General features: G+C 48.1%; 10 protein-coding genes. 6 read left to right on the top strand and 4 right to left on the bottom strand.

What is annotated here, in order from left to right; all coding sequences use genetic code 11:
* Window positions 1–21 precede the first annotated feature (21 nt).
* Together KDK19_RS07240 and KDK19_RS07235 are read right to left on the bottom strand one after the other, a co-directional pair.
* On the bottom strand, window positions 22–486 hold the full coding sequence (locus KDK19_RS07240; RefSeq protein ID WP_257254106.1) for a hypothetical protein: 465 nt from the start codon (window positions 484–486) through the stop codon (window positions 22–24).
* 224 nt (window positions 487–710) lie between these two features.
* The gene (locus tag KDK19_RS07235; RefSeq protein ID WP_257291642.1) at window positions 711–1,184 is read right to left on the bottom strand and encodes a hypothetical protein; all 474 of its coding nucleotides are present in this window, start codon (window positions 1,182–1,184) and stop codon (window positions 711–713) included.
* Window positions 1,185–1,302: 118 nt separating this feature from the next.
* Between KDK19_RS07235 and KDK19_RS07230 the strand changes: the two genes are divergently transcribed.
* Both KDK19_RS07230 and KDK19_RS07225 read left to right on the top strand, forming a co-directional pair.
* Window positions 1,303–2,961, top strand: a complete 1,659-nt coding sequence (locus KDK19_RS07230) for a hypothetical protein (protein ID WP_257254103.1) — start codon at window positions 1,303–1,305, stop codon at window positions 2,959–2,961.
* A 34-nt stretch (window positions 2,962–2,995) separates the two neighbouring features.
* A complete protein-coding gene (locus KDK19_RS07225) occupies window positions 2,996–4,609 on the top strand; it encodes a hypothetical protein (protein WP_257282279.1) in 1,614 nt (537 codons plus the stop codon).
* Between the two features lie 37 nt (window positions 4,610–4,646).
* Here the strand turns inward: KDK19_RS07225 and KDK19_RS07220 are convergent, their stop codons facing one another.
* On the bottom strand, window positions 4,647–5,267 hold the full coding sequence (locus KDK19_RS07220) for an isochorismatase family protein (RefSeq protein ID WP_257254101.1): 621 nt from the start codon (window positions 5,265–5,267) through the stop codon (window positions 4,647–4,649).
* Window positions 5,268–5,297: 30 nt separating this feature from the next.
* Entirely contained in the window at window positions 5,298–5,978 is a 681-nt protein-coding gene (locus KDK19_RS07215) for a pirin family protein (protein WP_257254100.1), read from the bottom strand.
* A gap of 106 nt (window positions 5,979–6,084) precedes the next feature.
* Between KDK19_RS07215 and KDK19_RS07210 the strand changes: the two genes are divergently transcribed.
* From KDK19_RS07210 to KDK19_RS07195, 4 genes are all read left to right on the top strand, one after another.
* Window positions 6,085–6,963, top strand: coding sequence for a LysR family transcriptional regulator (locus KDK19_RS07210; protein ID WP_257255146.1), 879 nt, complete (start codon window positions 6,085–6,087; stop codon window positions 6,961–6,963).
* Entirely contained in the window at window positions 6,963–9,911 is a 2,949-nt protein-coding gene (glnE, locus tag KDK19_RS07205; protein WP_257291641.1) for a bifunctional [glutamate--ammonia ligase]-adenylyl-L-tyrosine phosphorylase/[glutamate--ammonia-ligase] adenylyltransferase, read from the top strand. The genes KDK19_RS07210 and glnE overlap by 1 nt, the downstream gene beginning before the upstream one ends.
* Window positions 9,912–10,055: a hypothetical protein gene (locus KDK19_RS07200; RefSeq protein ID WP_257291640.1), complete on the top strand. Its 144-nt coding sequence runs from the start codon at window positions 9,912–9,914 to the stop codon at window positions 10,053–10,055. It abuts the gene before it with no gap.
* Between the two features lie 223 nt (window positions 10,056–10,278).
* Window positions 10,279–10,880 (top strand): branched-chain amino acid transaminase (locus KDK19_RS07195; protein WP_257291639.1); only part of this gene is annotated, 602 nt, incomplete at its 3' end.

Raw genomic sequence — 10,880 nt, 5'->3', positions numbered from 1 at the left:
TGCGAGCTATCCATCCCCGAACTAGAAGTACGGGGCTTTCCGCTCAATTTGGTAAAAGAGCGGTGTGTCATCGGGCAGTGTTTCCAGCTCACAAGGTTTACCGTTAATAGTGACGTTTGTTTGCAGACGGATATGTCTTTGCATCTCATCAAGTTCTGCGATTGACAGCAGCCTCTGTTCTGCTGCATCCAGCAGATTCTCCGGCAACAGGGAGACCTCCGGTTGCGGTGTGGTCACTGTAATCAGATTTCGTAATGAATGACAATGATGCCCAATGTAATCACTCAGTGGCTTCTTTTGTTTTATTAATGCATCGTCGCTTGCCGCAACCATTGGAGCGGCTGGAACTGCTTGCCAGACAGGCGTATCCTTTTTCTGATGATCCGGCTGTTTGCCCGGATACGAATGATTTGAGTCTGATTGAACTGCATGTGTTACTGCAGTTTTATTTTGGTGGCAGCTACTTTGCCCAATGGGACTATCCATTTTATATATGCCCGAGTTAAAGTCAGCAGTGATTGAAAAGTTTAATTACTTAATCCACTGATACTAATTAATAGCCAGCATCTTAATAGCCAGCGCCTGAATTTTTTAATGATCCTGGGGTCAAAAAAATTACACAACCTTAACTATGACAAGGATGTTTTTATAAAGTTCACTGAAAAAAACTTTCATGCGTACAATACCGCTACAACCCATAAGCCTTTGCGTTAATGGAAGTACCCGTTTACAGCAAAGACACTGAAAATCGTGGTAATGAGGCCGCCAAAGGTAATCCAGTATTGCCGGTGCATGGAGTCCATTTCAGCGCGAACTGTGGCCACATCGTTACGAACATCTGTTATTTCTGCACGCAAGTCTGTGAATCCTTTGTGCATATCAATTCTCAGTTCGTGGTAACGTTCATCGGTGCGTGCTTGGATTTGCAGCATAGCTTCTTGCAAGACGAGTATATCTTTTTTACTGGCATTGTATTCAGGGTCAAGGGAAGCACTGACCCTGCTGGCCAGCTCTTCATCGATACCAATGCGCTTTAGCTCTGAGAATAACGACTTTTCCATAACCACCCCGGCAAAAACTGAATCACAGCGTAGATCAGGGATGACGTTTCGACCACCCGGAAGGAATAGACCAAAAAGCCAATGTTCTGACAGGCCAAAGATGCCGAACAAAAAAAAGCTCACGACTCTTTTGCAGTAGCGGGTTTTTTTTTACCCGCTGCAACCGTTTGTTTTTGAAAAAAACACGCTTATTTTTTTGCTCTATCACCTTCTTAGTCTAACTTTCCTCTCAAGAAAATGAATGCCTGAGCACTACGAGCAACAAACTATTAACGTATCCATGTGGGATCTAATGAAGAAATCATTCTCTGCGGTACTGCTTTTAATGCTTTCGTGGCTGTCTGCCGTTTGCCAAGCCGAATCATTGACGGGCGACTCGTCATACCTTGCCGACACAAACGGCTATGCAGAGTCAACTTTTCCTCCTCATGACAACCCATTTAATCTTGGCGGTTACGGGGTAAAAACCTCCTTTTTTGAGTCGATCCCGTGGCCATTGATTCACGCCGCTCACTTTCTGGTTGCTTACGAAAGGGTTGTGACCACCAATGACGCCGCTCTGAACACCAAAGCCTATTCATGGATACCTGTGGAAGCATTTTTCGCTGTTGGCTGGCTTTTGGAAAGATATTGGAACGACGATTCGCTGCAGCTCAACCCAATGGATCAATCGGAGTCAAGTCAGGATCACCCATTTGAGATCACCACTATGATGCTCCCCGGGCAGGGGCAACAACAAAATGGCCAACAACAAAGTGGCCAACAAAACCCGCCATCAGCATCATCCGGCCAGCAGGCCTCTGGATCAACCACGCAACTCAAAGGCTCTTCTTTCAGGTTTATGCTCTCCGGCTCTGGCGACGACGGTAACCAGGGCCCTGAACAACAACAGCATACATACGGTTTAAATTGTCACGTCGATTCCTGTAATGGCGTTTGTAAACTCCAGCGCCCATCCGGTAGTAGCGATTTAGCTGAAGGGGGCCAGCAAGACGCTCCTTCCCATGCTCGAAGAGAGATTGAACCTTGGTTAGCTCGTCTGTTGTTCGGTAACATAGGTAGTGACCCGTCCCGAAATCCTCATTTACCCAGCCTTGAAGAGTGTCTTATTAGAATTGCTCATCAAGAAACCGGGGCGTTATCAGATTTTGAAGAATTTGATCCTTCAAGTGTTGACGAAAAAACATTATCCAGACTTTCATCTGAATTTTTCGTTCGTCCAATTTTAAATTTTCTGAATTACAGAATCCTCATGAATAAACACGACACTAGCGACGAGTACGTACATCTTGCTGCTGCAATGTGCCATGCCCTGGAGAATGAATATGAATGTATTGTTGACTGTTGTGCCAATTGTGCCCATAACTTCGAATTAGGCTTCAGCCACCCGCTTAGCCGTATGGCCGAGTTGTTAACAAAACCTGATTCACGTCACTTGAACTTGCATCAGTTCAGAGTAGATGTCATCGAAGGCTTGAATACAGATCGCCAGACGCTTGTAGAGAAGATTGCCCGTCGAGAGTCAGAGCGTGTAAACACTGTTCTTCAACAAGGCTCATCCATAGAAGACAAGTATGAGCCGGTTGGTAATTTTGTATTAATTTTCTTTGCCCTTTCCGCCAACAAACGAGAAGAAGCAGGTGATTTTTTCAGGAAGGTTTGTTTTACAGATGCAGACGGCAACAGCATACCCCGTAATCCTCCCCCAGAATACAGCACAGAGTTCACAACTGAACCCACAGATACTTATAAATATGTTTATTCTTCAGTAAGGAATATAAAAGATACTACTCATTTACAAAGACTCGTTAATCAACTTGCAGACTATTTAGTTCCAGATAAGGGCGCTGCCTCAACAAGTTGTGGAAATAAGCCCAACCGGAAAACCGCTGGTGAATGATAAAGGTCTCCAGGAGACTATCAAAGGTGATCTAATGCAAAACTCGTTCACTATGGCGCTGCTGATACTGTTTTCATGGTTCTCTGTCGTCTGTCAGGCCGAATCATTGAAGGGACATTTGGTTGTCGGGTTTCAACAGGATGGAAGCTTTTCAAAAGAGAGCTTTTCTATAAAGCCAGACCAACATACATTGGGTAACCCTTTATACCTTGCCGACACAAACGGCTATGCAGAGTCAACTTTTCTGCCAGATGACAACCCACCCGGACCTGGCGGTTACGGGGCAAAAAACTCCTTTTTTGAGTCAATCTCCTGGCCATTGATTTACGCCACTCATTTTCTGGTGGCTAACGAACTGATTATGACCACCAGTGACGCCGCTCTGAACGCAAAACCCTATTCAAGAATACCATTAGAAGTGTTTGTCACCCTTGGCTGGCTATTGGAAAGATATTGGAACAACGATTTGCCGCAGTTCAAGCCGATGGATCAACCGGAGTCAAGTCAGGATCACCCATTTGCAATCATCACTATGATGCTCCCCGGGCAGGGTCAACAACAAAGTGGCCAACAAAATAGTGGCCAACAAAACCCGCCATCAGCATCATCCGGTCGGCAGGCCTCTGCATCAAACAACCTACTTAGAGGCTGTTTTTTCAGATTTACGTTTTCCGGCTCTGGCGGCGGTAACCAGGGCCCTGAACAACAACAGCACACTTACGGCTTCAATTGTTACGTCGGTTCCTGCCGTGGCGTTTGTAAAGTCCAACCGCCATCCGGTAGTAGCGAGTTGGCTGGAGGGGGCCAGCAAAACGCTCCTTCCCATACTCAAAGAGAGATTGAACATCCGATACCTCGTCCGTTGCTCGGTCATGGAGGTGATGACCCGTCCCGGAATACTCATCAACCCAACCTTGATCTTTCAGAGGACGACGAAGAAATACCTTTCAAAGTTTTGGATAAGTTTTTTGTTAATCCAATACTACATGTGTTGAATTGCATGAGGCTCGTGGATAAACAAGAAATTGGCGACGTGTATGTCCATCTTGCTGCTGCGATGTGCAATGCCCTGGGGGAAGACTATGAATATATTGTTGATTATTGTGCCAGTTGTACCCATACCTTCCGCTTTGGCTTCACCCACTCCCTTGCCCGCATAGCCAGGATGTCAAGAACATTTCACGCACGTAGAAGCTTTAACTTGCAACAGTTCACAAGAAATGTCATCGAAGGTTTGTATACAAATCGACAGGCTCTTGTAGAAAAGATTGCCCGTCGAGAGATAGAGCGTATAAACATTATTCTTCAACAAGGCTCATCCCTGGAAGACAAGTATGAGGCGGTTGGTAATTTTGCATTAATTTTCTTTGCCCTTTCCGCCAACAAACGAGATGAAACAATTGATCTTTTCCGGGAGGCTTGTTTTAAAGATGCAGATGGCAACTGGATAACTCGGGATAATGAACCCACAGAACCCTCTGTATATTTCACAACTGAACCCACAGAAACTTATAACTCTGTTTATTCTTCGATAAGGAATATAAAAGATATTACTCATTTACAAAGACTGGTAAACCAGCTTAAAAACTATTTAATTCCGGATAAGGACACTACTTCAACAAGTTGTGAAAATAGCGCCACCCAATGACCATTGGGTGGCGAACTGCTGCGTTCGCCACTCATTATTAACCCCTGGCGAAATAACTGTTCATCACATAGCCATACTTGGTCGTATGCTCAGCCAACACCTTCCCCAATGCTTCACCGTATTCACTGCGCCAGTCGTTCATCAGCTCTGCCAGAACCGAAGCCCAGGTCGTCACTTTGACACCCGCCTGAGTCAAACGCTGTATTGTGACTTCCTGAACCGTTTTATTCCAGGTGCCCGAGGCATCGACCACAGCGTACACATCGTAGCCTTCTTCGACGGCGGACAAGGCCGGAAACAGTAAACATACGTCGGTTACAACACCCGCCATGATGATTTTTTTACGGCCTATTTTCTCAATCGCTTGCTTAAACGTCAGGCTATCCCAGGCATTGATCTGCCCTTCACGTTCAATCACTTCCCCACCCAGTACGTCGGTAATTTCAGGCATCACCGGACCATTTGGCCCCTCGGGTAAGCTGGCGGTCACCACCGATGGCAAGCCAATGGCTTTTGCCGTTCTGGTCAGACCGACAATGTTGTTTTTCAGCACGGTCGGGTGTTCATCACCCAGTCCAACCATCAGCCCTGTCTGGTGGTCAATCATTGCCAATACAGCGTTGTCTGGCGTTAAAAATTCAGAGTATTTTTTGGTCATGATCACGTCCTTATTATTATGTCTTTTTGATTAGAAAGATTCGGTAAAAATTAAGATCAGCTGGCTGTCCTGATGGGCGACAAAGTTCAATTCAGTCGTTCTCACCAAAGTGCCGGCCTGGATGGTTTCGTCATTGATGCTTGCCTCTCCGGTACTGAGGTAAGCCATAACTTCGCCACTATGCTGTGTCTGATACTCCTCTGTAGCCTGAACCATTTCGATCACGGTGTGGCTATCAAACGTTTTCGTCTGTTTTTTGCTTCCTCCATAAATACGTGTCCTGACGTTGGCTTCGGGGGTATAAGCTTTGTAGCCCGCCGGCTCACCTTCTGTTTCTGGCAAAACCCAGAGTTGAATCAATTGATTGGCCGTTCCATCCGGATTCACTTCGTTGTGTGTGAATCCTTCTCCACCCGCTCGTTGTGCCTGCGCCTCTCCAGTGATCAGGCCTCTTCCATGTTCCAGAGATCCACCATGACTCACGCGACCTTTTGCCATGACACTGATGACGTCGATCTCATGATGCGGGTGCATACCTGTCTCACCATGAGGCAAGAACCTGGCATCAGCAAGATAAACGAAGTTGCCAATACCATTCGCTGTCTCAGGGCGCTTGCGAGCACCAAATACCCGATAATCGGTAACGACCTGTTTTTCTTCCAGTCCGGCGAAACCACCCTGTGGCAGTTGGTCTAATGTCAAAATTTCCATCGCTCAATCCTTGATTGTTTCGTTAAGTGATGAAGCTAGATTAGTTTGTTATCTAAAATTGATATATATTCATTCATACACAACACTGTTCAATATTTGATAACAAATGACTGACCTTAACGATCTTATGGTGTTCGCAACGGTAGTAGAGAGAGGCAGCTTTACTCAGGCTGCGGAAGTAATGAATACGCCAAAATCCAACATCAGCCGCAAGATCACCCGGCTGGAGTCCCAGTTGGGTGTGCGGCTATTGGAGCGTTCCACCAGAACGCTGCATCTGACTGAAATCGGTCAGCGCTACTACACATACTGCAAAAGGATCAAAGAGGAATATGAAGCCGCAGGCAGCGCAGTGGAATCCATGTTGGAAAAACCTCAAGGGCGCCTTAGAGTGTGCACCTCTCTCGGTGTCGGTCAGGCATTACTTGGCGATCACCTTGCCCATTACTGTCAATGCTACCCTGAGGTTGAACTTGATCTTAGTTTGACCAATCGACGTGTTGATCTGATTGAAGAAGGGTATGATCTGGCGTTTAGAATCGGAGACTTGCCGGACTCCGGACTTGTTGCCAGAAAACTTTGCTCCATCCGTCTGCGTCTATATGCGGCTCCGGGTTTTGCAAAACAGAACATCAAAACGCCCAGTGACTTGTTAGAGCATCCATTAATGTTGATGAGTGCGAAAGAACGCAGCCCCGATTGGCATCTCTTTTGCGCAGATGAAACTGCGACCTTGAGGTTTGAGCCGACTGTGCGCTGCGATGACTTTTCCATGCTGATGAGAATGTCCATCAAAGGACTGGGCATCACCGAACTGCCGGAGTATATGGCAAAGCGTGAATTGGCAAAAGGCACACTCATCAATATTCTTCCCGATTGGCAATTTGAGCCTGTCGACTTATATGCACTGTACCCCAGTCACCGTGGCTCAACACCCAAAGTTCGAGCACTGCTCAACCACCTTTCAACAGAGGGTTTCCAATAATGGAGTTGCCAGATGACAGCCTTGAGCCGATAAAAAGCCTTGAGCCAATGAACTGCCCTGCACCGGTAAAAACCATCCTGAAGAAACAATGGGACAAGTTTCTGGAAACCTGTCGGACAAAAGACCTGACTGACAGGCCTGACTCATTATCTCCCGCATTTCTCGCTCAACTTTATAAAACCTGGGCAGGCAGCGATTTTGCTTTTGAACAATGCCTGAAGCATCCGGATCTTGTTTTCCAACTCCACCAGAATCCGGATAGGTTAGAAACAGCCAAACCTGACAGGCACCAACAGGCACTTCACCTGCTCACTCAGGACGCAGCACTCAACGAAAACGACCTGATGTATCAACTTCGGGTATATAGAAACCGGGAGATGGTCAACATCATCTGGCGCGACCTCAACCGTCTGTGCACCATGCAGGAAACCACGCAGGATCTTTCTGCCATGGCCGATGCCTGCGTCGATCAGGCACTAAACTGGCTCTATCAAGAAGCCTGCAAAACCTGGGGCACCCCAATGGGTGCTTCTTATGGTGAGTCACCTCAACCACAAAAGATGATCGTACTCGGCATGGGCAAACTGGGAGGGCAAGAGCTGAACCTTTCCTCCGACATCGACCTGATGTTCACTTACCCCCACAAAGGTGAAACCGTCGGTGGGAGCCGCTCTCTGGATAATCAGGAGTTCTTTATCCGGCTGGGGCAGCGTCTGATCAAAGTCATAGACAGCCAGACAGTCGACGGCTTTGTATTTCGGGTTGATATGCGTCTAAGGCCTTATGGTACCAGTGGTGCTCTGGCAATGAGTTTTTCCGCTATGGAGCAGTATTACCAGGATCAGGGCAGAGACTGGGAGCGCTACGCCATGATCAAGGCCAGAGCTATTGCCGGAGATATCCCTGAAGGTCAGAATCTGCTCAACATTTTGAAGCCATTCACTTTTAGAAGGTACATTGACTTCAGCGCTATTTCTGCACTCAGGGATATGAAAACCCTGATTCAAAGAGAAGTGAAGCGCAAAGGCATGGAAGGCAACATCAAACTGGGTCCTGGCGGCATCAGAGAAATTGAGTTCATTGCCCAATCATTCCAGCTGATACACGGCGGCCGGGATCGAAGTCTACAGGAGAAGGGGTTGCTCACTATCCTAAGCCTGCTCTCTCCCCAATACCTGCCAGAAGAAGTCACTCAAGCGTTAACTGACGCCTATATCTACCTTCGCAATATTGAGCATGCTATTCAAGCCTTACAGGACAGGCAAACACAGGAGCTGCCGGTGGACAGCCAGCAACAGGAAAGAATTGCTTTTAGCATGGGACATCAGGACTGGCCTTCCCTGATGAGTACGCTGGATGTTCACAGGGAGCAAGTCGTCAGCCACTTTGACGAAGTCGTGTCTGTACCGGAAACATCCAGCGATCAACAGCAGACGGTACAGGAGCACTGGAAACTGCTGTGGCAGTGCAACCTCACCGAAGACGAGGAATTAAAACAGTTTCAGGAGAACCATTTTTCAGAGCCACAAGCGTCGAGGCGACGCCTGTTAGCGCTCAGGGATGGCAAAGCCATTACCAGAATCCGCCGCCAAAGCCGTGAGCGACTCGATCATTTCATGCCGTCACTACTGGAGCACATTGGTCAAAGTGAACAACCTGATCTGGCTCTGATACGCATCCTTCCTCTTATTGAAAGCGTTTTGCGCCGAACAGCTTATCTGGTTCTACTGATGGAAAACCCCAAAGCACTGGAACACCTCATCAGCCTCTGCATAGCCAGCCCCTGGATAGCAGACCAAATCGCCCGGCACCCGGCCTTGCTGGATGAGTTCCTGGATATCGGTGACCTTTATAACCCACCCGAAAAGGCGGAACTTGAGCAAGATCTCAGACAACAACTGACGCATATTCCGGAAGATGATCTGGAAGCCCAGATGGAAGCACTGCGCTACTTTAAGATGTCACATCTGTTGAGAGTAGCGGCAGCACAGGTCGCAGGGACATTACCCTTAATGAAGGAAAGTGATTATCTGACCTGGATTGCCGAAGCGTTGCTGGATCAGGTGGTCGGCCTTGCCTGGAAAACCATGATTGAGCGGCACGGACATCCTGCGGGTAAAGACGGTTCTATCTGTGACCCCGGCTTTATCATCATTGGCTACGGCAAACTCGGCGGCATTGAACTTGGCCCTGGATCAGATCTGGATCTGGTGTTCGTGCATAATGGTGCCACCCATAAAGAAACAGACGGCCCGCGCCCTATAGAAAGCTCCACATTCTACACACGACTGGGTCAGAGAATCATACACATCCTCACTGCTCAAACCCCTTCCGGAAGACTCTATGAAGTCGACATGCGTCTCCGTCCTTCCGGTGCTTCCGGAATGCTGGTCAGCTCACTGACGTCTTTTGAAAAGTACCAGCGCAATGAAGCCTGGACCTGGGAACATCAGGCTCTGGTCCGAGCCAGGGCAGTGGCTGGCGATAAACAGCTGACAGCACAATTTGAATCACTGCGAAAAAGCATTCTGGCTACTGACAGGGAGCCTGCGACCTTAAAAGAAGAGGTCATCAAGATGCGTCGAAAGATGAAAGAACATCTGACAAAATCCCGACGGGATAAACGAGTCCAACCCCTCTTCAATCTAAAGCATGATCGCGGCGGCATTGTCGATATCGAGTTTCTGATGCAATACGCCGTATTAGCCCATGCACACTCTCGCCCCGAGGTTGCGCGTTTCACGGATAACATTCGAATCTCGGAGTCACTGGAAAAAGCCGGCTACCTGACTGCCCGTGAAGCTGAAGGACTCAGAGAAGCTTATAAATTCCTGAGAAAAGCGGCTCACTTAAAAGCTCTGCAAAACGAGCCATCCTTTGTGGACATCCTCCGGGTAGAGCCCTTCACCCGACAGGTTGAAGCACTTTGGCAACAATGGATGGAATGAATGTCCCGGCGCAGCGCTTGCGACAGGCTCAGCGGTTTGGAATCATCAGCAAAGTATGATCCAATACCCATCTGCCTGCCGATTACCGAAGCACAGACAGAATCATGGTCGCCCTATCCACAGCGGCCTGCCAGCCAGGCCTGAGACCCACCCGGCTGAGTAGCCATGAGCACGAAACAGCCGTGAGCATAGATAGCATGAGCATAGAAAGACTGCCGTCGCCCAAAGCAACGAATAGACTTTCACAAAAAACAGGGTCTTCAATAAAATCACAATACCACCATGAGAAAACAAGGCTGCCCCGTTGACCATGAACATAGCCGCATTCTCATGGTTGAAATAACTGGATTGCATCGGGAGTTTTCGCATGTCCTTCGCCGATAGAGATGGCGTTATTTGGTTTGATGGCAAGCTGGTTCCATGGCGAGAAGCACAAACCCACGTTCTGACCCATACCCTGCACTATGGCATGGGCGTCTTTGAAGGTGTTCGAGCCTATAACACCGACAAAGGCCCCTCTATTTTCCGCCTGGAAGAGCATACTGACCGACTGTTCAGAAGTGCCCACATCCTGGGCATGAAGATCCCTTACTCCCGTGAAGAGCTGATCGAAGCTCAAAAGCTAGTGGTTCGTGAAAACGGTCTGGACAGTGCCTATCTCCGCCCCATGTGCTTCCTGGGCTCTGAAGGCATGGGCCTTCGTGCAGAAGGACTAACGGTTCATTGTATCATTGCAGCATGGAACTGGCCTTCCTACATGGACCCGGATGCCAAAGAAAAAGGTATCAAAATCCGTACCTCTTCCTACACCCGTCACCACGTCAACATCACCATGTGCAAGGCCAAGGCGAATGGTAACTACATGAACTCCATGCTGGCACTGCGTGAAGCCCTGGACAGTGGCTGTGAAGAAGCTCTGCTGCTGGACAATGAAGGTTATGTCGCCGAAGGCAGTGGTGAAAACATCTT

It is taken from the genome of Endozoicomonas sp. ONNA1, assembly GCF_024606325.1.
Classification (GTDB): domain Bacteria; phylum Pseudomonadota; class Gammaproteobacteria; order Pseudomonadales; family Endozoicomonadaceae; genus Endozoicomonas_A.
The sequence above is the reverse complement of the archived record's forward strand: the minus strand, read 5'-3'. Positions and strand labels throughout refer to the sequence as shown.